Annotated in this window: 19 protein-coding genes and 1 riboswitch; of the genes, 4 read left to right on the top strand and 15 right to left on the bottom strand. The window is 71.2% G+C overall.

Annotated features, from left to right (window positions below; translation table 11 throughout):
- Positions 1–36 precede the first annotated feature (36 nt).
- The 8 genes from AB0D99_RS15045 to AB0D99_RS15010 form a co-directional block, all read right to left on the bottom strand.
- The gene (locus AB0D99_RS15045; protein WP_362360739.1) at positions 37–1,266 is read right to left on the bottom strand and encodes a dipeptide ABC transporter ATP-binding protein; all 1,230 of its coding nucleotides are present in this window, start codon (positions 1,264–1,266) and stop codon (positions 37–39) included.
- Positions 1,263–2,384, bottom strand: a complete 1,122-nt coding sequence (locus AB0D99_RS15040) for an ABC transporter ATP-binding protein (RefSeq protein ID WP_362360736.1) — start codon at positions 2,382–2,384, stop codon at positions 1,263–1,265. The genes AB0D99_RS15045 and AB0D99_RS15040 overlap by 4 nt, the downstream gene beginning before the upstream one ends.
- Positions 2,381–3,379, bottom strand: a complete 999-nt coding sequence (locus AB0D99_RS15035) for an ABC transporter permease (protein ID WP_362360733.1) — start codon at positions 3,377–3,379, stop codon at positions 2,381–2,383. Before AB0D99_RS15035 ends, AB0D99_RS15040 begins: the two co-directional genes overlap by 4 nt.
- Before the next feature lie 125 nt (positions 3,380–3,504).
- Positions 3,505–5,271: an ABC transporter substrate-binding protein gene (locus tag AB0D99_RS15030; RefSeq protein ID WP_362360730.1), complete on the bottom strand. Its 1,767-nt coding sequence runs from the start codon at positions 5,269–5,271 to the stop codon at positions 3,505–3,507.
- Positions 5,272–5,399: 128 nt separating this feature from the next.
- The gene (locus AB0D99_RS15025) at positions 5,400–6,404 is read right to left on the bottom strand and encodes an ABC transporter permease (RefSeq protein WP_362360727.1); all 1,005 of its coding nucleotides are present in this window, start codon (positions 6,402–6,404) and stop codon (positions 5,400–5,402) included.
- A gap of 384 nt (positions 6,405–6,788) precedes the next feature.
- On the bottom strand, positions 6,789–7,532 hold the full coding sequence (locus AB0D99_RS15020) for an enhanced serine sensitivity protein SseB C-terminal domain-containing protein (RefSeq protein ID WP_362360724.1): 744 nt from the start codon (positions 7,530–7,532) through the stop codon (positions 6,789–6,791).
- Between the two features lie 40 nt (positions 7,533–7,572).
- The gene (locus AB0D99_RS15015) at positions 7,573–8,313 is read right to left on the bottom strand and encodes an enhanced serine sensitivity protein SseB (protein ID WP_362360721.1); all 741 of its coding nucleotides are present in this window, start codon (positions 8,311–8,313) and stop codon (positions 7,573–7,575) included.
- Between the two features lie 319 nt (positions 8,314–8,632).
- On the bottom strand, positions 8,633–9,304 hold the full coding sequence (locus tag AB0D99_RS15010; RefSeq protein WP_362360718.1) for an AAA family ATPase: 672 nt from the start codon (positions 9,302–9,304) through the stop codon (positions 8,633–8,635).
- Positions 9,305–9,444: 140 nt separating this feature from the next.
- Positions 9,445–9,547, top strand: a riboswitch (glycine riboswitch).
- A gap of 147 nt (positions 9,548–9,694) precedes the next feature.
- On the opposite strand from AB0D99_RS15010, the gene gcvT reads away from it, so the two are divergent.
- The 4 genes from gcvT to AB0D99_RS14990 all read left to right on the top strand — a co-directional run bounded on the left by gcvT (position 9,695) and on the right by AB0D99_RS14990 (position 14,082).
- The gene (gcvT, locus tag AB0D99_RS15005) at positions 9,695–10,822 is read left to right on the top strand and encodes a glycine cleavage system aminomethyltransferase GcvT (protein ID WP_362360715.1); all 1,128 of its coding nucleotides are present in this window, start codon (positions 9,695–9,697) and stop codon (positions 10,820–10,822) included.
- 77 nt (positions 10,823–10,899) lie between these two features.
- Positions 10,900–11,280, top strand: coding sequence for a glycine cleavage system protein GcvH (gene gcvH / locus AB0D99_RS15000; protein ID WP_260227860.1), 381 nt, complete (start codon positions 10,900–10,902; stop codon positions 11,278–11,280).
- A gap of 20 nt (positions 11,281–11,300) precedes the next feature.
- Entirely contained in the window at positions 11,301–12,560 is a 1,260-nt protein-coding gene (gene glyA, locus AB0D99_RS14995) for a serine hydroxymethyltransferase (protein ID WP_362360710.1), read from the top strand.
- A gap of 151 nt (positions 12,561–12,711) precedes the next feature.
- Entirely contained in the window at positions 12,712–14,082 is a 1,371-nt protein-coding gene (locus AB0D99_RS14990) for an L-serine ammonia-lyase (RefSeq protein ID WP_362360707.1), read from the top strand.
- A gap of 4 nt (positions 14,083–14,086) precedes the next feature.
- Here AB0D99_RS14990 and AB0D99_RS14985 read toward each other — a convergent pair whose 3' ends face one another.
- The 7 genes from AB0D99_RS14985 to AB0D99_RS14955 form a co-directional block, all read right to left on the bottom strand.
- Positions 14,087–15,742 (bottom strand): condensation domain-containing protein, encoded by a 1,656-nt coding sequence (locus AB0D99_RS14985; protein ID WP_362360704.1) that lies wholly within the window; start codon positions 15,740–15,742, stop codon positions 14,087–14,089.
- A 10-nt stretch (positions 15,743–15,752) separates the two neighbouring features.
- On the bottom strand, positions 15,753–17,015 hold the full coding sequence (locus tag AB0D99_RS14980; RefSeq protein WP_362360701.1) for a condensation domain-containing protein: 1,263 nt from the start codon (positions 17,013–17,015) through the stop codon (positions 15,753–15,755).
- A gap of 4 nt (positions 17,016–17,019) precedes the next feature.
- Positions 17,020–18,813 (bottom strand): non-ribosomal peptide synthetase, encoded by a 1,794-nt coding sequence (locus AB0D99_RS14975; protein ID WP_362360698.1) that lies wholly within the window; start codon positions 18,811–18,813, stop codon positions 17,020–17,022.
- The gene (locus tag AB0D99_RS14970; protein WP_362360694.1) at positions 18,810–19,775 is read right to left on the bottom strand and encodes a fatty acid desaturase; all 966 of its coding nucleotides are present in this window, start codon (positions 19,773–19,775) and stop codon (positions 18,810–18,812) included. Before AB0D99_RS14970 ends, AB0D99_RS14975 begins: the two co-directional genes overlap by 4 nt.
- A gap of 34 nt (positions 19,776–19,809) precedes the next feature.
- On the bottom strand, positions 19,810–20,034 hold the full coding sequence (locus AB0D99_RS14965; protein ID WP_362360691.1) for an MbtH family protein: 225 nt from the start codon (positions 20,032–20,034) through the stop codon (positions 19,810–19,812).
- 102 nt (positions 20,035–20,136) lie between these two features.
- Positions 20,137–21,087, bottom strand: coding sequence for a hypothetical protein (locus tag AB0D99_RS14960; protein WP_362360688.1), 951 nt, complete (start codon positions 21,085–21,087; stop codon positions 20,137–20,139).
- A 35-nt stretch (positions 21,088–21,122) separates the two neighbouring features.
- Entirely contained in the window at positions 21,123–22,421 is a 1,299-nt protein-coding gene (locus tag AB0D99_RS14955) for an MFS transporter (protein WP_362360685.1), read from the bottom strand.
- Positions 22,422–22,447: the final 26 nt, after the last annotated feature.

Genomic DNA, 22,447 nt, shown 5'->3' with positions numbered 1-22,447 from the left:
TCCCGGTCCGGGGCCTCGCCGCGTCGGTGAACGCCGCTACGCCTTCGGCGGTGCGTCGCCTTCGGTGTCCGGCGCGTCCGCGGCCTCGGGCTCCTCGCCCTTCGCCGGGGCTTCGGCGGTCTCCGCCTCGGCCGGAGACTCCGCCGGCTCCGCGGGGGCGTCCTTCGACGGCGTCTGCGCCTTCGCGAGGGCGTCCTTCGACGGGGTCTCCCCCGGGGCCGCCGTCGACACCTCCACCGATTGCCGCGCCGACGGGACCGTCAGGCCCTCGGCGTTCTCCGGGTGGTGGCAGGCCACCCGCTGGCCCGGACGGAGCTCGATGAGCGGCGGTTCCTGCGTCTTGCAGACCTCCGTCGCCTTCCAGCAGCGGGTGTGGAAGCGGCAGCCCGGCGGCGGGGCGATCGGGGACGGAACGTCACCGGTGAGCAGGATGCGCTCGCTCTTCGCGCCCTTGCGGCGGGGGTCCGGGATCGGCACCGCCGACATCAGGGCTCGGGTGTACGGGTGCATCGGCGCCTCGTACAGCGACTTGCGGTCCGCCAGCTCCACGATCTTGCCGAGGTACATCACCGCGATCCGGTCCGACACGTGCCGGATGACGGACAGGTCGTGGGCGATGATCACGTACGTCAGGCCCAGCTCCTGCTGGAGGTCGTCCAGGAGGTTCACCACCTGGGCCTGGATCGAGACGTCCAGCGCGGAGACCGGCTCGTCGGCCACGACCAGCTTCGGCTTCAGGGCGAGCGCACGGGCGATGCCGATGCGCTGGCGCTGACCGCCGGAGAACTCGTGCGGGTAGCGGTTGTAGTGCTCCGGGTTCAGGCCGACCAGGCCGAGGAGGCGCTGGACCTCCTTCCTGACCCCGCCCTCGGGCTCCACGCCCTGGAGCGTGAACGGCGCCGAGACGATCGAGCCGACCGTGTGGCGCGGGTTCAGCGAGCCGTACGGGTCCTGGAAGATCATCTGGATGTCGCGGCGCAGCGGACGCATCTTGGCCACACCGAGGTGCGAGACGTCCACGCCCTCGAACTCGACCGTGCCGCCCGTCGGTTCGAGCAGCCGCGTGATCAGCCGGCCCATCGTCGACTTGCCGCAGCCCGACTCGCCGACGACGCCCAGGGTCTCCCCCGGGTACACCTCGAAGTCGATGCCGTCGACCGCCTTGACCGCCCCGACCTGGCGCTGCAGCAGCCCCTTCTTGATCGGGAAGTGCTTCACCAGGCCGTTGACCTTGAGCAGGGGCTCAGTGCTCTTGTTGTCGCTCACAGCTTCGGCGCAATCTCTTCGGTCCAGATCCGGTTCCGCTCCTCCGGCGACATGTGGCACGCGGAGTAGTGGCGGTCGGCGCCCTCGCCGCCCGTCGGCGCGAGCCGCAGCTCCGGGCGCTCGGTGCGCGTGATGCCGTCCTTGGGCACGTCCGCGTACGGGCATCGCGGGTTGAAGGCGCAGCCGCTGGGCACGTTGATCAGGCTGGGCGGGTTGCCCTTCACCGGAAGGAGCCGATCGGTCTGCTCACGGTCGATCCGCGGCATCGAGCCGAGCAGGCCCCAGGTGTAGGGGTGCTGCGGCTCGTAGAAGACCGCCTCGGCGGGGCCGCGCTCCACACACCGGCCGCCGTACATCACCAGGATGTCGTCGGCGACCTCGGCGACGACGCCGAGGTCGTGGGTGATGATGACGACCGCGGAGCCGAACTCCTTCTGCAGGTCCCGGATCAGGTCGAGGATCTGCGCCTGCACGGTCACGTCGAGCGCGGTGGTGGGCTCGTCCGCGATGAGCAGCTCGGGGTTGTTGACCAGCGCCATCGCGATCATGGCGCGCTGCCGCATGCCGCCGGAGAACTCGTGCGGGTAGTTCGAGAAGCGCTTGGCCGGCTCGGGGATGCCGACCCGGTCGAGGAGCTCGACGGCCCGCTTCTTGGCGGTCTTCTTGTCGACCGGGTGGTGGACCCGGTACGCCTCCACGATCTGCGCGCCGACGGTGTAGTACGGGTGCATCGCGGACAGCGGGTCCTGGAAGATCATCGCCATGTCGCGGCCGCGCAGCTTGCGCACCTCTTCGGGGTCGGCCGAGAGCAGCTCACGGCCGTTCAGCCAGATCTCACCGGAGATCCGCGCCTTCTGCCGGCCGTACTGGCCGACCGTGTGCAGGCCCATGATGCCGAGCGAGGTCACCGACTTGCCGGAGCCGGACTCGCCCACGATGCCGAGGGTCTTGCCCTTCTCCAGCTGGAAGGTGAGCCCGTCGACGGACTTGACCAGGCCGTCGTCGGTCGGGAAGTGGATCTTCAGGTCACGGACGTCGAGGAAGGCGTCGGACGGGGCGTTCCCGGACGCGACAGGTTCCCCCAGGGCCGCGCCGGTCTTGGTCAGCTTGTCCGTCATGCGAGCCTCACTCGGGGGTCGATCACCGCGTACAGAAGGTCCACCACGAGGTTGGCGACGACGACGGCGGCCGCGGTGATGAGCGTGACCGCCAGGATCAGCGGCAGGTCGCGGTCGCTGACCGCCTTGAAGGCCGCGTTTCCGAGGCCCGGCAGGTTGAACGCGGTCTCGGTCAGGACGGCGCCGCCCATGAGGGCGCCGAGGTCCATGCCGAAGATGGTCAGGATGGGGGTCATCGTGGAGCGCATGGCGTGCTTGCCCAGCACGACCCGCTCCTGCAGACCCTTGGCCCGTGCCGTACGGATGTAGTCCTCGCCGAGGACCTCCAGCATGGTGGCGCGGGTGAGCCGCGCGTACATCGCCGCGTAGAGGAAGGCGAGCGTGATCCACGGCAGCAGCAGGCCGCCGAACCAGCCGCCGAAGGACTCCTCGATCGGCACGTACTTGGCGTCGAGCCAGCCGAGCTGGGTACGGAAGAGGAACATCGCCAGCATGGCGGTGAAGTAGATGGGGAGCGAGACGCCGGCCAGGGCGGTGATCATGGCCGTGCGGTCGACGAGGGTGCCCCGCTTGAGCGCGGAGAGCACACCGGTGGCCACGCCCATGAGGAGCCACAGGAGGGCCGCGCCGATGACCATGGAGACCGTGACCGGGATCCGGTCGACGAGCATCGCCCAGACGTCCTGCTCGGTACGGAACGAGTAGCCGAAGCAGGGCGCGGCGCAGTGGATGGTGTCGCCGCCGCCGGTGTAGTCCCGGCCGACGAAGATGCCGGAGACGAAGTGCCAGAACTGCACCAGGATCGGCTCGTCCAGGCCCAGCTTCTGCCGGACGCCCTCGATGGAAGCCGGATCCGCCTGCTTGCCGACGAACATCGCGGCAGGGTCGCTGCCGGTCAGCTTGGGGATGAGGAAGAAGATGCTGAGCGTCACCAGGGTGACGACCATCAGCATCATGACGACGGCGAACAGCCGTCGGACGAGATATGCAAGCATGCGGTCGGCCGTCCGGTGGCCGGGGATCCCGGTCGGGATCCCCGGCCACCGTGAGCGGCCATCACCTGCCCTTCGGACCTAGCGGCGGGTGGTGCGCCGTTGGAGCGGGTGGATTGACTCGGGACTTACTTCATGACGCCGAGCGACGCGTAGTCGTAGCGGCCGTTGTAGGCGTCGGCCGTGTAGACGTTGGTCAGACGCGAGGAGCGCCAGATGATGTTCTTCTCGTGCGTGAAGGGCAGGTAGACCGCGGCCTCGGAGATCTTGGTGTTGATCTGCTTGTAGAGCTCGCCGGCCTTGGTCGGGTCGGTCTCCTTCAGCGCCTGGTCGAACAGGCCGTTGACGGCCGGGTCGTTCAGCTCCGAGAAGTTGTTGTTGCCGCTCTGCAGGATGAAGCGGCCGTCGACCAGCGGCTGCAGGAAGCCCTGGCCCGACGGGAAGTCGGCGCCCCAGCCCATGATGATGATGCCGTAGCCCTTGTCCTTGACCGTCTTCGGCGAACCGATGATGCCGGAGGTCTGGGCGCCGTCGAACTGGTCGATCTGGGCGTCGATGCCGACGGCCTTCAGCGACTGCTGGAGGGACTCGGCGGTGGCGATCTCGATCGGCTTGTTGTTGCGGACCGCGATGGTGGTCTTGAAGCCGTTCGGCTTACCGCACTTGGCCAGCGCCTCCTTGGCCTTGGCGACGTCCGCCTTGCCGGCCAGCTTGCCGTACGGGTCGGCCTTCGGGTCGGCACCCTTGATCGCCGGCGGCAGCATGTTGGTGGCGATGTCGCCACCGGCCTGCGGGCCGCCGCGGGCGGTCTGGAGGGACTTGGAGTCGGCCGCGTAGATGATCGCCTTGCGGCACTCGACGTTGTCGATGACCGTCTGCGGGAAGACCGCGTAGCGGATGAAGCCGGTCTGCGGGTTGTCCGCGTTCCCCTTGTGCTGCTGGAGGACCTTGGCACGGGCCGCGGCGCCGACACCGGTCGCGTTGAGGTCGAGGTCGTACTCGCCCTCGATCAGACGGTTGTCCATGTCGTCGGCGTTGGTGGTGAAGGTGACGCTGATCTTGTCCGGCAGCGCCTTGCGGACGGTGTCCGTCTTGGCGTCCCACTTGTCGTTGCGGACGAGCATGATCGACTTGTTGGGGGTGTACTGCTGCCACTTGTACGGGCCGGAGGAGAAGGGCTTCAGCTGGTACTTGGCCTTGGTGTCCTTGTCCTGGCGGACCGGGGACGCGGCGGGCATGGCCAGCATCTGCAGGAAGTCACCGTTGGCGACCGGCAGCTTGAAGATGATGGTCTTGTCGTCCGGGGTCTCGATCGCCTTCAGGCCGAGCTTGTCCGGGGAGGTGTCCTTGTAGGGACCCTTGTACTCGCCCTTGGGGTCGAGGACCTGCTGGAGGTAGATCGGACCGCCGGAGATGACGTCCTGGGCCCAGATGCGCTCGATGCCGTACTTGATGTCCTTGGAGGTGATCGGCTTGCCGTCCTCCCAGGTCACCCCGTCCTTCAGCGTGAAGGTGTAGGTGAGGCCGTCGGCCGAGACCTTGCCGGCGTCGGTGGCGAGGTCGGGGACGAGCTCGGTCGAGGCGGCGCCCGGCTCGGCCTTGAAGGTGACCAGCTGACGCGTGTAGTAGCGCGCGAAGTCCCACACGAAGCCGTAGTAGCCGCGCTGCGGGTCCCACGAGTCGGCCTCCTGCGAGCCGATGAACTTCAGCTCGCCGCCCTTCTTGTCGGAGGCGTTGGCGACCTTGTTCACGGCGGCGTTGAAGCCGGCCGCGCCGGTCTTGCCCTTGTCGCCGTCGCCGCTGCCGCCACCACAGGCGGTGGTGACGACCATCGTCGCCGCGGCGAGGAGCGCGCCGGCGGCGATTCTGCGCCGCGAAGAGCTGTTCAGAGTCATGGTCTCGCAACCTCCGGAATAGTGGCGGCCGTCGAAGCGGTCCGCCGGTCGTGACTGCCTCCTGTCACCAGCGGCAGGGGCGGGGTCGGTACGGGCGTGCGGGCGGTCTGTGGGCGCCGAGCGGGTGCTCAGCGGGCGCCCTTCGGGTCGAGCGCGTCGCGCACGCCGTCGCCGAAGAGGTTGAACGCCAGAACGGTGATGAAGATCGCGAGGCCGGGGAACACCATGAACAGCGGGTCCGCCTCATAGGTGTTGACGGCCTTCGACAGCATCTGCCCCCAGGAAGCGGTGGGAGGCTTCACTCCCGCGCCGAGGAAGCTGAGCGCCGCCTCGGTGAGGATGTTGGTGGGGATCATGAGGGTCGCGTAGACCGTGATCGGGGCGATCAGGTTGGGCAGCAGCTCCCGGCGCAGGATGTAGAGCCGGCCGGCGCCCAGGCTGCGGGCCGCCTCCACGTACTCCCGCTCGCGCAGCGAGAGGGTCTGGCCTCGGACGATGCGGCCGACGTACGGCCAGCCGAAGAAGCCGATCACGACCACCAGGGCGCCGATGCGCACGCCCGAACCCTCGATTCCGAGCAGCTCGTTCGGGAGCACGGAGACCAGGGCGATGGTGAAGAGCAGCTGGGGGAAGGCGAGCATGACGTCCATGACACGGCTGAGCGCCGCGTCGACCCAGCCGCCGAAGTAGCCCGCGACGATGCCGAGGATCGTGCCGAGGACGACGGCGAAGACCGCCGCGAGGAAGGCGACGAGCAGGGAGATCCGGGCGCCGTAGACGATGCGGCTGAAGACGTCGCGGCCGTTGACCGGCTCGACGCCGAGCAGGAAGTCGGAGGAGATGCCGCCGTAGGAGCCGATCGGGGTGCCGAAGAGCGGGTCGATCTGGTCCTCGTGGAACTCGTCCGGCGGGTGGCCGAGGAGACCGACGATGAGCGGTGCGCAGAGGGCGACCAGGATCAGGAACAGCACGACGGCGCCGCCGACGAGGGCGACTTTGTCCCGCTTCAGCCGCATCCAGGCGATCTGCCAGGGGGAACGTCCCTCGATCGCCTTGCCCGGCGGCGCGTCGGGCACGGCGTCGACGGCGGTGGTCGACTCGACCGCACTCGTCTCGTGCAGTGGTGCCGTCATCGTGGTCAGGACCCCTCTCGGCCGCCGGTAGCCGGCCCTTGCCCGCCGCGGGTAGCGGCTTGGTGGAACAACTGCGGGGCACCGGCCAGGAGGCCGAACGCCCGGTGTTCCGGGGAGTCTTCATCGGGCCGACGATCACCCGCCAGACCTGCTCGGGATGTGATGCGCAACCGTGATGTGGCCCCGAGCCTTCCGTTATCCGGACCGGACGATCTCCTGAGCGGAGCAACACCACCCGTTCGACGCGGAACGGACATCACGACCAACTGGGCGTTCCTGGCAGCTTTTTGGGTGGATTCGCCGAGGACGACGAAGGCCGCACCGAGGATCTCGGTGCGGCCGTTTTCGGACGGTCGTCTCGCGATGCGGACGCGCCGTCAGGGGTCAGCGATAGACGGGAACGTGGGCGTCGCGGTCGTAGAACGGACGCGCGTTGGCACGCAGCCACATCGTCACCGGGTCGTACTCGTCGGACATGGCGACCGTCGAGACGGGCAGCCCGTCGGGGACCGCCGCGATCGACTGGCGCATCATCGCCCGCACCGCCTCGACGGAGGCGGCGGAGGTGTCGTAGAGGTCGAGACCGATGGCGAGGTACGGGGAGCCGAGGGCGGGCTGCACCCAGGCGCGGCGCAGGGCCCGTACGGCCGGGGTGCGGTGGGCGTTCTGGGTCAGCAGGGCGTAGAACTGCGGCATTTCCAGGGTGGGTTCGGAGAGCCGCAGCGGTCCGGCGGGCATCCGGTCGAGACCGGTGGCGATCCGTCGGAGATCGGCCCAGGGGATGCCGACGCCGCCGCCCGGGTCGTGCGGGTTGAGCCAGATGCCCCAGCGGTCGGGGTAGAGGGAGCGGGCGATGTCGCGTCCGGTGATCACCTCGTGGGCGCGGTTCCAGCCGGAGGCGGCGAGTTCCTGCGCGGAGGTGACGCACGGGGCGTACCCGAAGCCGTCGATCTCCATGTTCCCGTACTGGGCGTCCGGCGAGCCGGGGGCGCCCTGCCAGAGCAGCATCCAGACATCGCCTTCGGCGAGGGCGTGCAACAGCTTCTCGTACGCGTCGTAGCGTCCGGGTGCCACCTGGCGCAGCATGTGCTCGACCTGTCCGGCCGCAGCGGTGCTCGACGCGCTCACCCTGGGTCCCGCCCCTCTTCCGTCCACCGAACCAGCTTAATTACGCGGACGCCCGCTGATAGAAGGGGCGTACTCGCTCCAGCATCCAGTCGCCGACCGGGTCCTGCGCAACGTCCAGCAGGATGAGATTGACCGGCCAGGCCACCTCGACCCGGCCGAGCGCGCGGCCGAGCGCGTCGAGCGGGGCGTTGCGGTCGACGCCGTCCCAGGCCGCGAGCTGGACGCCGATGAAGAGCGCCGGCTCGGTGCCCTCGACGCTGGCGAGGGCGCGGCGCGCGGTCACGACGACTCCGGTGGCCTCGAACTCGGCGGAGGCCGCGGCGAGGAAGTCGACGGGGTCGTCCTGCCAGTCGGGCTCGAAGAGCCGGACCCGGCCGCCGCTGGCGGGCCCGTCCAGCGGCGTGCGGCCGACCCGGCAGAGTTCGGCGACGGCGGGCGGGGGCAGCGGGGCGCCGACGGTACCGCCGGGGTTCACGGCGATGCCGAGCTGCGGGGGCAGACCACGGGCGAAGTCACGGGCGGGGGCGACGGTGAACGACATGTGAGCACCGACACAGGCCAGGAACTGCTGCTCGGAGCTGAAGACGGGGACGTACGGCAGTCCGTCGATCTCCAGCGTGGGCAGGTCCAGGTCCCGGCTCTCGGGGGTGCCGCCGTTGGGGAGGGGCACCCAGACGGGGCTCCGTCCGAGCACCTCGACGAGCCGGCCTCCGGCTGCGGGGTTGCCGAGCGAGGCGGCCAGCACCTCTTCGAGCTCGTTGCCCGGCCATGTGACGTCCACGGTTCTCGGTTCCCCTTCTCGCGCGCCATGGTCGCGGCGCCCTCGGGGCAGAACCCTAACGCCGCACTGACGCCGCCGTGGCCAAAAGTGTACGGAGCACCCCGGTCCGGATATCCCGGAGCGGCACGGACCGGTGCGGGCAGGCGTCGGCCGGCCGGAGCGGTCCGCGCCGTGGGGCCGGTGCCGCCGACCGGGCGCCGTCCGCGCCGGGGCCGGTGCCGCCGACCGGGCGTCCGTCCGCGCCGTGGGGCCGGTGCCGCCGACCGGGCGTCCGTCCGTGGCGCGGGAGGCGCTCCGGACCGGTGTCGGCGCCGCGGGGTCAGTCCGTGGCGCGGAAGGCGATCCGGCGCAGGGCGCCCGCCGCGTCCCTGTCGAGGAGGGTCGCCGAGGAGCAGCCCCGGGGCAGGCGGCCGGACTCCACCGAGCTCAGCAGGCGGCCCACGGCCCGGCGGTGCCGGGCGAAGGCGTACCCCGACACGCCTCGGCCGCGCTCGCGCTGGCCCTCCCGGGCGGCGGCCGGGGTGACGTCGAGCAGGACCAGGTGCAGGGCGCCGCCCCGTCGGCGGGCCTCGCGGGCGAGCCAGTTCCGCACCCAGGACTGGGTGCCGCAGTCGTGGACGACCACGCTCCGCCCGGAGCGCAGCGCCCGGCGCAGCCCGGCGTAGTGGGCGATACGGGCCAGCGGGCGGTAGACGGCGTACGGCAGGAAGCGGGGCAGTCGTGCTTCCCAGCGCTCACGGGCGTCCTGCGAATCGATGCCCAGACCCCCGGCCGCGCGTCGCATGAGCGTCGACTTGCCGCTGCCGGGCAGGCCGGAGACCACGACGAGGTCACCGGCGGCGAAGGAGAGCACGCGGGGACCCCGGCCACCGCGCTCGCGCAGATCCCGCAGCAGGGGCACGGCGAAGCCGCGCCTGCGGGTCCTGGCCCTGGCGCGTGGGGACGGTATCCCCGTCCCTGTGGCGTAGGCGCCGGTGTGCTGGAACGTCATCGCTTCTCCCCCAGTCGGGTTCCCGGGAACCCTTCCCCATAAAGTGTAAAGAAGCGGTAATGAGGCACAAGCGATTTGCCGATCAGACCCCTCGTGCAATGATGTGCGCGCCAAGCGCACACAACCTCATACCGGCCGCTCGAATCCGCGCGGGAGAGTCCCGGAACCACCACGGTGGGCCCCGGGCGCCGAAGGAGCAAGACCCTCCCTTGAATCTCTCAGGCCCCGTACCGCGTGGATGAGGCAGATCTGAAAAGCGGGCGCAGTCGCGCCCCACCCAAGGTGCAAGCCGAGGATGCCCTCGGTGAACCTCTCAGGTTCCATGACAGATGGGGAGGATCGTCCTCGTCCGTCATGATTTTTCTGCCCTGGGACCCGGGAGCCACACCCATGAGCACTGCCGCCCCCCGTCTGACCGCCCTCGATGCGCTGCATCGCTCCCTGGGCGCGACCATGACCGACTTCGCCGGCTGGGACATGCCGCTGCGCTACGCCAGCGAGCGTGACGAGCACAACGCCGTCCGCACCAAGGCGGGCCTCTTCGACCTCTCCCACATGGGCGAGATCACCGTCACCGGCCCGCAGGCCGTGGAGCTGCTCGACTTCGCCCTGGTCGGCAACATCTCCACGGTGGGCCTGGGCCGGGCGCGCTACACGATGATCTGCCAGGAGGACGGCGGCATCCTCGACGACCTGATCGTGTACCGGCTCCAGGAGCAGGAGTACATGGTCGTCGCCAACGCCTCCAACGCCCAGATCGTCCTCGACGCGCTGACCGAGCGCGCGGCCGGCTTCGACGCCGAGGTGCGGGACGACCGTGACGCGTACGCCCTGATCGCCGTGCAGGGCCCCGAGTCCCCCGGCATCCTGAAGTCGATCACCGACGCCGACCTGGACGGTCTGAAGTACTACGCCGGCCTGCCCGGCACGGTCGCCGGGGTCCCCGCGCTGATCGCCCGCACCGGCTACACCGGCGAGGACGGCTTCGAGCTGTTCCTGAAGCCCGAGCACGCCGAGGGCGTCTGGAAGGCGCTGACCGAGGCGGGCGCCCCGGTCGGGCTGATCCCCTGCGGTCTGTCCTGCCGTGACACCCTCCGCCTGGAGGCGGGGATGCCGCTGTACGGGCACGAGCTGACCACCTCCCTCACCCCCTTCGACGCGGGCCTGGGCCGGGTCGTGAAGTTCGAGAAGACGACCAACGAGGGCCGCTTCGTCGGCCGCGAGGCGCTGGAGAAGGCCGCCGAGCGCGCCGAGACCGCCCCGCCGCGCAAGCTCGTCGGCCTGATCGCCGAGGGCCGCCGCGTCCCGCGCGCCGGATTCTCCGTCGTCGCGAACGGCGAGGTCGTCGGCGAGGTCACCTCCGGTGCCCCGTCCCCCACGCTCGGAAAGCCGATCGCCATCGCGTACGTGGACGCGGCGCACGCCGAGCCCGGCACGCAGGGTGTAGGTGTGGACATCCGCGGCACCCACGAGCCGTACGAGGTCGTGGCGCTGCCGTTCTACAAGCGCCAGAAGTGACGCATCCGTCTCGCTCCGTGTCTCACCCCGCAAGACCCACGTTCATCAGCACTCCCTCGATCCAGGAGAATCAGGTCATGAGCAACCCCCAGCAGCTGCGCTACACCAAGGAGCACGAGTGGCTGTCGGCCGCCGAGGACGGCGTCGCGACGGTCGGCATCACGGAGTTCGCGGCCAACGCGCTCGGTGACGTCGTCTACGCCCAGCTCCCTGAGGTCGGTGACACGGTGACCGCGGGCGAGACCTGCGGTGAGCTGGAGTCGACCAAGTCCGTCAGCGACCTGTACTCGCCGGTCACCGGTGAGGTCGTGGCGGCCAACCAGGACGTGGTGGACGACCCGTCGCTGGTGAACACCGCTCCGTTCGAGGGTGGCTGGCTGTTCAAGGTGCGCGTCACGGGTGAGCCGGACGACCTGCTCACCGCCGACGCGTACGCCGAGTTCTCCGCCGGGAACTGAGACCCCTTAGGGATCGATTCATGTCTGTGCTGAACACCCCTCTTCACGAGCTGGACCCGGACGTCGCCGCCGCCGTCGACGCCGAGCTCCACCGCCAGCAGTCCACCCTCGAGATGATCGCCTCGGAGAACTTCGCTCCGGTCGCGGTCATGGAGGCCCAGGGCTCCGTTCTCACCAACAAGTACGCCGAGGGCTACCCCGGCCGCCGCTACTACGGCGGCTGCGAGCACGTCGACGTCGCCGAGCAGATCGCGATCGACCGGATCAAGGACCTGTTCGGCGCCGAGTACGCCAACGTGCAGCCGCACTCCGGTGCCTCCGCGAACCAGGCCGCGCTGTTCGCGATCGCCCAGCCCGGCGACACGATCCTCGGCCTGGACCTGGCCCACGGCGGTCACCTGACCCACGGCATGCGCCTGAACTTCTCGGGCAAGCAGTTCAACGTGGTCGCGTACCACGTGGACGACGCCGGCCTGGTCGACATGGCCGAGGTGGAGCGCCTGGCCAAGGAGCACCGCCCGAAGGTGATCATCGCGGGCTGGTCCGCCTACCCGCGTCAGCTGGACTTCGCCGAGTTCCGTCGGATCGCCGACGAGGTCGAGGCGTACCTGTGGGTCGACATGGCGCACTTCGCCGGTCTGGTCGCGGCCGGTCTGCACCCGAACCCGGTCGAGTACGCGGACGTGGTGACCTCCACCACGCACAAGACGCTCGGCGGCCCGCGCGGCGGCATCATCCTCGCGAAGAAGGAGTTCGCGAAGAAGCTGAACTCCTCGGTCTTCCCCGGTTTCCAGGGCGGCCCGCTGGAGCACGTGATCGCGGCCAAGGCCGTCTCCTTCAAGGTCGCGGCCTCGGAGGAGTTCAAGGAGCGCCAGCAGCGCACGCTGGACGGTGCCCGGATCCTCGCCGAGCGTCTGGTCCAGGACGACGTCACCGCCCACGGTGTCTCGGTCCTGTCCGGCGGCACGGACGTGCACCTGGTCCTGGTCGACCTGCGCAACTCCGAGCTGGACGGCCAGCAGGCCGAGGACCGCCTCCACGAGGTCGGCATCACGGTCAACCGGAACGCGATCCCGAACGACCCGCGTCCGCCGATGGTCACCTCGGGCCTGCGCATCGGTACGCCGGCGCTCGCGACCCGCGGTTTCGGCGACGAGGACTTCCGTGAGGTGGCCGACGTCATCGCGGAGACCCTGAAGCCCGGCTTCGACGCCGACGCGCTGAAGGCCCGGGTGTCCGCACTCGCGGAGAAGCACCCGCTCTACCCCGGCCTGAAGTAATTTCGTACGCTTCAGTTCAAGGTTCGTTCGTACGAAAGCTCCGGGGCACCGCGCACACTGGACAGTGCGCGCGGTGCCCCACCCCCTTTTTCCTGCTGTTCTGCACCACCCCGGCAGACAACGGCGTCTAGCCCCCCACAAGGAGTTCCCCGTGGCCATCTCGGTCTTCGACCTGTTCTCGATCGGCATCGGCCCGTCGAGCTCCCACACGGTGGGCCCCATGCGGGCGGCCAGGATGTTCGCCCGCCGCCTGAAGAACGAGGGGCTGCTGGCCCACACCGCCTCGATACGCGCGGAGCTGTACGGCTCGCTGGGCGCCACCGGTCACGGCCACGGCACGCCGAAGGCGGTCCTGCTGGGCCTGGAGGGCAGCTCCCCGCGCACCGTCGACGTCGAGACGGCGGACGACGAGGTCGAGCGGATCAAGTCGAGCGGCCGGATCAACCTGCTCGGCGCGCACGAGATCCCCTTCGACTTCGACGAGGACCTGATCCTGCACCGCCGCAAGGCGCTGCCGTACCACGCCAACGGCATGACGATCTTCGCGTACGACGCGGAGGGCGCCCTGGTCCTGGAGAAGACGTACTACTCGGTGGGCGGCGGCTTCGTCGTGGACGAGGACGCGGTCCAGGGCGAGAACCCGATCGTCCCGGACGACACCGTCCTGAAGTACCCCTTCCGCACGGGCGACGAGCTGCTGCGCCTGGCGAAGGAGACCGGCCTGTCGATCTCCGCGCTGATGCTGGAGAACGAGAAGGCGTGGCGCACCGAGGACGAGATCCGCGCGGGTCTGCTGGAGATCTGGCGGGTCATGCAGGCGTGCGTCTCGCGCGGCATGTCCCGTGAGGGCATCCTGCCGGGCGGTCTGAAGGTCCGCCGCCGCGCCGCGAACACGGCCCGCAAGCTGCGCTCCGAGGGCGACCCGGCCGCGCTGGCGATGGAGTGGATCACGCTCTACGCGATGGCCGTGAACGAGGAGAACGCGGCGGGCGGCCGGGTGGTCACCGCTCCGACGAACGGCGCGGCGGGCATCATCCCGGCGGTCCTGCACTACTACACGAACTTCGTGCCCGGCGCGGACGAGGACGGCGTGGTCCGCTTCATGCTGGCGGCCGGCGCGGTCGGCATGCTCTTCAAGGAGAACGCCTCCATCTCCGGCGCCGAGGTCGGCTGCCAGGGCGAGGTCGGCTCGGCCTGCTCGATGGCGGCAGGCGCCCTCGCGGAGGTCCTGGGCGGCACCCCCGAGCAGGTCGAGAACGCGGCCGAGATCGGCATGGAGCACAACCTCGGCCTCACCTGCGACCCGGTCGGCGGCCTGGTCCAGATCCCGTGCATCGAGCGCAACGGCATGGCCGCCGTCAAGGCGGTCACGGCGGCGCGGATGGCCATGCGGGGCGACGGCAACCACCTGGTCTCCCTCGACAAGGTCATCAAGACCATGAAGGAGACCGGCGCGGACATGTCGGTCAAGTACAAGGAGACCGCCCGCGGCGGTCTCGCGGTGAACATCATCGAGTGCTGAGCCGTCACGGCGTCGGCGCGGCGGCTCCGGCGGTGGCCTCCAGGGAGAGGATCGGGGCGTCGGGGGTGCGGACCGCCCGGTGGAGCAGGGCGGTCCAGCGGGCGGCCAGGGCCTCGGCCGTCCCGGGGTCGAAGAGGTCCGTCGCGTACTTCAGCTCGCCCCGGATGCCCTGCGGGGTGCCGTCCGGGGCGGTGACCTCGTCCAGGTGCAGGCCCAGGTCGAACTTGGCCACCGGCATGGACACCTGGCCGGTCGTGCCGCGCAGGCCCGGCATGTCGACATGGCGCTGGGCGCCTCCGCCGTAGGCCAGGGCGACCTGGAAGAGCGGGTGGTGGGCCGGGGTGCGGCGCGGGTTGAGGGCGCCCACGAGGCGGTCGAAGGGGATGTCCTGATGGGCGTACGCCTCCAGTGAGGAGGCGCGCACCCGCTCCAGGAGCGCGCGGAAGCTCGGGTTGCCGGATGTGTCCGTGCGCAGCACGAGCATGTTCACGAAGTATCCGACCAGCTCCTCCACCGCCGGTTCCGTGCGACCGCTGACGGGGGCGCCGACGGGGATGTCCTCCCCCGCTCCCGCCGCCGTGAGCGTGGCCGCCAGCGCCGCCTGGAGGATCATGAAGACGGTGGTCCCCGTCTCCTGGGCCAGCTTCTTCAGGTCCTCGCAGAACGCGGGGTCGAGGGTGATGTCGACGGCCGCGCCGCGGTGGCTCGCGACGGCCGGCCGTGGCCGGTCCAGCGGCAGGTCGAGCACGTCGGGGAGCCCGGCGAGGGCACGCCGCCAGTACGCGCCGTGGGAGGCGAGGAGGCCGGCGGGATCCCGCTCGTCGCCGAGCGTCTCGCGCTGCCAGAGGCCGAAGTCGGCGTACTGGACGGGCAGCGGGCTCGCTTCGGGGGCGGATCCGGCCAGGCGGGCCGTGTAGGCGTCGGCCAGGTCGCGCGTGAGCGGCCCGACCGACCAGCCGTCCCCGACGATGTGGTGCAGGAGGATCAGCAGCGTGTGCTCGGTGGGTCGCGCGTCGTCGGTGAAGAGGGTGGCGCGCACCGGCGGCTCCGTCATGATGTCGAAGACGTCCTGGGCGGCCTCGGCGAGCGCCGCCGGGAGCTCCTCGGCGCCGCACGACACCGTACGGAGCTCAGGCTTCGCCTCGTCCACCGGAAGGACCTTCTGGTACGGCACCCCCTTGACCTCGGGGAACACCGTGCGCAGCGCCTCGTGGCGGGCGACGACGTCGCCCAGCGCCGCGCGCAGCGCCGCGGTGTCGACGGCGCCGGTCAGGCGCACGGAGACGGGGACGTTGTACGTGGGGGCCGGGCCCTGGAGCAGGGCGAGGTACCAGAGGCCCTCCTGCGCGTAGGACAGCGGCGGCCGTTCGGGGCGGGCCGTGACGGCTCCCGCGCCGAGTGCGGTGGGGCGGCTCGCGGCCCGGTCCGCCGGGGCGTCGCCTGCCAGGGCCCGGGTCAGACCCGCGACGGTCGGGTTGCGGAAGAGGGTCCGGACGGTGAGGGCGAGCCCCGGGACCGTGCGGGCCCGGGTGACGAGGCGCATGGCGGCGAGCGAGTCGCCGCCGAGTTCGAAGAAGCTGTCGTCGTCCCCCACGTCGGGGCGCCCGAGGGTCTCCGCGAAGAGCTCGCGCAGGACGGTGGCGTACTGGGTCGGGTTCACTGGGTTCCTTTCACGGAGCCTGAAGCAGCTCGGTCAGGCTCGACCGGAAGGCGGTGGCCAGGCCGGCCGCCTGGCTCGCGGTGAAGGCGTCGGCGGAGACCCGCAGCTCGCCCCGCAGGTTGCCGACGGGCGGGCAGCCGAATTCCCAGTGGGCGGGGAAGACGACCCAGCGGCGCGGGACGGGCACGTGGCCGCAGCGGGCGCCGGGCAGGCGCAGCCGCAGGGGCTCGCTGTCGATGTTGACCACGTGGAGGAAGAGCGGGGCCGCGTCGAGGGACCGCGGCGCTCCGGACGCCTTCACGATGTGCGAGTAGGGGACCTCCTTGTGGGCGAGGGAGGCGTCGAGGGCGGCGGCGTGCGCGCGCACGACGTCGCCGGGTGCCGCGTCGGCGTCCCAACGGGTGCGGACGGGGAGGGTGTTGAGCAGCGGTCCGACGGTCGAGCGGAGTTCGGGGGTGTCGCGCAGGGCCGTGGGCAGCCCGATGACGCTCTCCCGCTCCGCGCCCGGGGCCGTGTCGGCGACGGTCCGGCCGACGGCGGCGAGGAGCACGGCCGAGGGGGTGACGCGCAGGCGCCGGGCCAGTTCCTTGACGCCCCGGGTGTCCGTGGCGTCGAGGGCGAGGTCGACGGAGACGCGGGTGCACCTCTCCGCCTCGGGGGGCGGCTGTCGTCGGGGGTAGGGCCGCGGCCGCACTCCGCGCAGGCGCTCCTGCCACCAGGAGGTGTCCCAGGAACGGTTCCGTTCGCGGCGGGCGTGGTCGAAGAAGTCCGGTGCGGGGGTGTCGTCGGGTCGTTCGCCGCGCAGGAGGGCGGCGTAGGCGGCCCCGAGGTCCCGCAGCAGCAGGGAGAGCGCGACGCTGTCGCCCGCGACGTGGTGCACGGCGAGCGCCAGGTGGTGCCGGTCGGGCGCCGCGGAGACCAGGGCGGCCCGTACGGGGGTCTGCTCGTGGAGGGCGAAGGGCGTCTCCCATACGGTGGCGGCCTCGGGCGGGACGGTTCCCGGCGCGGCCTCGGTGGTGGTCAGGAGCAGCTCGGGCGGGGCGGTCGCGCCGCCCAGGGGCTCGGCCTCGCCGCCGTCGTACAGCGAGCCGAGCGCCGGGTGGCGCCGGACGACGTGGTGGAGGGCCCGCGCGAGGGCGGTGGTGTCGACGGGGCCGGTGAGGGCGAAGCAGAGCGGCATCGTGTAGATGGGCAGCTCTTCGAGTGCCTCGTGGGCGAGCATGGAGAGCTGCATGTCCGACAGCGGCCGGCGTGCGGTCGTGGTGGTGTGCATGCCGTCAGACCCCCACCGGCCGGGACACCTCGGCGAGCCAGTCGCCGAAGGTGGGCACGCGCAGACAACTGCTCGGTGCCACCTCGATCCCCGCCGTCTCCCGTACCCGTGTGCTGACGCGCAGCGCGACGAGGGAGTGGCCGCCGAGGGCGAGGAAGTCGTCCTCGTCGCGGACGGTGTCGACGCCGAGGGCCTCGCGCCAGATGTCCCGGAGCCGGTCCTCGGTCGTCGCGCCGGCCGGCGCGGCGGGTGTGGGGCCGGTGTGCGGGTCCGGCGGCGCCGGGAGGTCGTGCCGGTTCACCTTGCCGTTGGGCAGGCGCGGCAGCCGGTCCAGGACGACGACCTGTTCGGGACGCATGGCGGGCGGCAGCGCCGTGGCGGCGTGGGCGCGCACGGCCGCGGCGGTCTCCGGCCCGGTCCGCGGGTCGGAGGGCACGACGTGCGCGACGAGGCGCGGCCCGGTCGGACCGCCGGACACGGCGGTGACCACGGCGTCCCGTACGGCGGGGTGCGCGCGCAGGGTCGAGGCGACCTCACCGGGTTCGACGCGGATGCCGCGGATCTTGACCTGGTCGTCGGCCCGGCCGTGGTATTCGAGGTGTCCGGCCGGAGCCAGCCGGACGAGGTCGCCGGTCCGGTAGAGGCGGGTGCCGGGCGGTCCGTGCGGGTCGGGGCGGAAGCGCTCCGAGGTCTGCGCCTCGTCGAGGTAGCCGAGCGCCAGTGGCAGGCCGCCGACCCAGAGTTCGCCGATCTCGCCGTCCGCGACCGGGGCCATGTCCGCCGTCCGGACGTGGAGTTCGGCGCCGTCGACGGCCCGGCCGATGGGCGCGGTCCCGCCTGCGTACGCTTCCCGGGTGTCCCAGTACGAGACGTTGACGGAGGTCTCCGTGGGCCCGTACTGGTTGAACACGGCGCACTCCGGCAGTGCCCGCCGGAGTCGTCGTACGAGCTCCATGTCCAGGGCCTCGCCGCCGCAGAACAGCAGCCGCAGGTCGAGGCAGTCCTGGAGTTCGGGCTCGTCGAGGACGTAGCGGAGCATCGAGGGGACGAAGTGGGCGCAGGTCACCTCCTGGTCCTGCATCAGCCGGACCAGGCCCAGGCTGTCGTACTGCGTCCCCGGCGGGGCGATGACCAGGGTGCCGCCGGCCATCAGCGGCGAGAAGATCTCGTGCAGGGAGGCGTCGAAGGCGATCGACGCCTTGTGCAGGACCCGGTCGTCGGCGTCGAAGCGGTACTGCCTCAGCCCCCACTCCAGCCGGTTGACGAGTCCGCCGTGGTGCAGGCGGACGCCCTTGGGGGTGCCGGTCGAGCCGGAGGTGAAGAGGACGAGTGCGGGCTGCTCCTGCGCGGCGGTCGTGGTGCGTTCCGGGCCGAGAGCGGGGCGGGAGCGGAGTTCGGTGCCCGCTCCGGGCAGGTCGCCGACCGCGGCCCAGCGCTCGGGCCGCAGCGTCTCGTCGGGGTGACGGCCGCCGCTGCCGCGCAGGACGAGCCGGGGGTCCGTCGCGGCGAGCATGTGGCCGACGCGCTCGGCCGGGTACTCCGGGTCGAGGGGTACCGCGACCGCGCCGACGGCCAGCGTCGCGAGCAGGGACGTCACATAGTCGGCGGAGCGGAAGAAGAACAGGCCGACGGCGTCTCCCGGCCGCACGCCCCGCTCGGTCAGCAGCTCCGCCGTCACCGCGACGCGCTGCCACAGGGCGCCGTAGCTGATCTCGCCGTCCGCGCTGACCAGGGCGGGCGCGGCGGGCCCGGTCTCCTCGGGCCCCCGCACGAGGTCGTGGAGCAGCCCCCCGGTCATCGCGGGTCCGTTCCGGCGGTCCTGGTCGAGCCGCGGCGCCGGGTGTGGGTGACGACCTCGCGGAGGACACCGCCGTAGAAGGTCCAGTAGCTGCGCTCGGTGTGCTTGGCGAACCGCAGGACCTCGTCGTGCCGTTCGTGCAGCCGGTTGATCGGCACGGTCATGGCGGCGTGGTGCTCGATGTGCAGGTTGTTGCCGTTGGTGTACCAGGTGCTGAACCAGCTGCCGCTGATGGAGCGGGTGTTGCGCAGCACGTCGTCGGTGTCGTTGTCGCAGCGGATGTGCTCGGGCAGCTCGACGAGGAAGTGCAGCGGGGTCGAGACCAGCAGCATCGGGAGCAGCCACAGCTGGAGGACGAGCGCGCCGTGGCCGAGCAGGGTCAGCGCGGCGGCGGCGAGGACGACGACGCCCATCAGGCGGTACTCGCCCATGCTGTCGCGGCGCATCCGGGCCGAGATCGTGTCGTTGTCGGCCTCCCAGGTGCCGCGCCAGCTGCGCCAGCTGTCGCCGGCGACCGCCGCGAGCCGCTGGTAGTCGAACATGCCGCGGAGCATGACGCCCGCGGTGAGGGGCTGGCGGGTGTCGAAGCCGAAGAACTCGGTGTCCTGGTCGGTGCCGAGGTAGCGGTGGTGCTGGAGGTGACGGATCCGGTAGTGGCTGTACGAGACGAGCATCGGCAGACCGAGGAGGACGCCGACCGTCCGGTGCGGAGGGCCCTTCACGAACGCCGAGTGGTGCAGGCACTGGTGCTGCAGTTCCACCATGTGCGTGTACAGGGCGCCCAGCACGAGAATTCCCGCGACGACACCCACCGGATTTTCGGTGAGCACCAGGGTGATGCCGGCGGTGCCGAGGGCGAGGACGATGAAGAGCTTTCCTACGAATACCGCCTGATCGCGCGCCGTGGTACGGGATCGCTCGAATATGAGTTGCGGGGTCAGGGTCTTCACGGATGCGGACAAGATTCTGGACTCCTGCTTCTGGTGCGGGTGTCGGTCAGGCGGTCGCGCCGGCGGTGCGGGCGTGCGCCGCCAGGCTCGCCGGGCGCAGGTCCGTCCAGTTGGCCTCGACGTACTCCAGGCAGTCCGCCCTGGTGGCGGGCCCGAAGGTCTGGTTCCAACCGGCCGGCGCGGGCTGCGCGGAGGGCCAGAGCGAGTGCTGGCCCTCGCCGTTGACGAGTACGAGGAAAGTGCCGTCCTCATGGTCGAACGGATTCGCCATTTCTTTCTCCTTCGTGTGCACCTTGTGTGCTTTCCGAAGGGAGAATAGGGGCGCTCCGTGAAGGGAGAGCGGCAGATCGACGGGCAGCTGGGCGGCAGTTGTTCAGCCGGTGGACCGCAGCCCGGAAAGGACCTCTCCGGAAATACGGAATCCGGATTCCTGCCATGCCGCGCGGACCGATTCGAGAATGGCGAAACGCGTCGGTCCGCGGAATGTCCCGGTGGCCGGCAGGACGAGTCCGCGGGCGGTGAGCCCGCGCAGGGCGCGGGTGGTCGCGAACCGGTCTCCGGCGGTGGCCGCGGCGGCCTCCGCGGCGGTCCACGGCCGGTCGAGGCGGGCCATCGCGGCGAGCAGCCGGGCATGCGGGAGCGGCAGCGATGTCAGGGCGCGGGCCGCGGCCCGGGGCAGCCAGCGCGGCCGGCCGGACTCCCAGGGAGGAGCGGTGAGCAGCAGCCTCTCCTCCCTCGCCAGGGCGAGGAGTTCTCCCGGGGTGGCGAGGGCGAACCAGTGCGCCGCCGCCTCAAGCGAGCGCGGGATGCCGTCGAGGAGCCGGCAGACGGCGGCGATCGCCGTGGCGTCGGCCGGTGCCGGGCGGAAGGACGGGTCGGCCCGGCGGACGGCGGCCAGGAGCAGGTCGTACCCCGCATCGGCGCCGGCGGCGGGCGCGAGCGGCCCGAGCCGCACACGGTTCGCGGCCGGTGGGGTGAGGGGGGCGCGGGAGGTGATCAGGACGTGTGCGCGGGGACAGCGGTCGGCCAGGCCGGCGACCGAGGGCGCGCGACCGCCGTGCTCGTCGAGACCGTCGAGGACGATCAGCGCGGCGCGGTCGCCGGCCTCGCCGCACAGGTCGTCGGCGGACGCGGCCGCCGGCGCCCAGAGCACGGGCAGCCCGTGCTCCTCGCGCAGCAGCCCGGCGGCCTCGCGGGCGAGGGCGGTCTTGCCCATGCCCGCGAAGCCGGTGATCTCCGTACTGCCGGGTCCCGAGAGGACCGCGGCGCAGACCTCGGCGGTCTCCCGCGCGCGCCCGTACAACCGGGTGGGTCGTGTGTCCATGCGGCTCCCTCGGCCTGCGTGGGAGGAGTGTGCGGTCAGTCGTCCGCCGGCAGGTGGCGCATCGTGCGCAGCGGCGAGAGGACGACGAAGAGGGCGGCGCTCCAGGTGCCGAGCACACAGATCAGCAGCGCGGTGCGCAGGCCGAGGGTGCTGGCCAGAGCGCCGCCGGTGAGGGCGCCGAGCGGGATCGCGCCGTAACAGATCCACAGGAAGGAGGCGTTGACCCGGCCGAGGAGGTGGGTCGGGGTGATCCGCTGCTGGTAGGAGGTCGCGGCGACGTTGTAGAGGACGGCGTTCGCGGAGAAGGCCGCGAGTCCCACGCCATAGAGGAGCACGCCCCAGCCGGGCTGTGCGAGCGGCATGAGCAGGTACAGCGGGCCGGGCACGGCCATCGAGACCCAGATGATCCGGGCACTGCCGACGCGCTCCGAGAGCCGGTTCGCGACGGCGCCCAGCGCGAGCCCGCCGATGGCGCTGATGCTGAAGACCAGGCCGACCATCCAGGAGGGGGCGTGCAGTTCGCGCACCATGAAGGTGACCTCGATGGAGCCGGCCGCCATCACGAAGAAGTTCGACGTGGTGGTGCAGGCGAGGATCTTGCGCAGGATGGGCTGGCTGCGGATGAAGGCGAGGCCCTCGGTCATCTGGGTGCGCAGCGGCAGCCGTTCCTCGTCGTCGGCCTTCTCCTCCGTCTTCGCCTCCGGCACCTCCCTGATGAGCAGCAGCGTCACCGCGCTGATCAGGAAGGCGAGTCCGTTGGCGAGGAAGGTGCGGGTCGCCCCGACCAGTCCGATGAGGACACCGCTGAAGGTGGGGCCGATGAGCTCGGCGAAGTCCTTGCTCATGGAGAGCTTGGCGTTGCCGTCGACGAGCTGGTGGGCCTCGACCATGCGGGGCAGCTTGGCCTTGTACGCGACGTTGAAGAGGACGGTGAGGACGCCGGAGAGTCCGACGGCCGTGTAGAGGTGCCAGAGCTTCAGGTCGCCGACGAGCGCGATGACCGGCAGCGAGCCCATCAGCACCATGCGCCCGAGATCGCAGGCGATCATCAGCTTCCGCTGGTCCACCCGGTCGGCGATCATGCCGGCCGGGAGGGAGAAGAGCAGATAGGGCAGCCAGGCGAGGAAGGTGAGCAGCGATATCTGGAAGACGGTCGCGTCCAGGGTGCCGGCGGCCAGCAGCGGGACGGCGACGGTGGAGATCTGGGCGCCGATCTCACCGACGGTCTGACCGCTCCAGAGCAGCAGGAAGTTCCGGCTGCGCCACAGCGTCGGACGGCGTCGCGGATCCGCCTCCGCCACGGCCGGCTCGGGGGCCAAGGTGGACTGTTCCATCGTCGGGTACCTGTTCTCGGGGGTGG

The sequence above is a fragment of the Streptomyces sp. NPDC047971 genome (assembly GCF_040653355.1).
GTDB lineage: Bacteria > Actinomycetota > Actinomycetes > Streptomycetales > Streptomycetaceae > Streptomyces.
The sequence above is the reverse complement of the archived record's forward strand: the minus strand, read 5'-3'. Positions and strand labels throughout refer to the sequence as shown.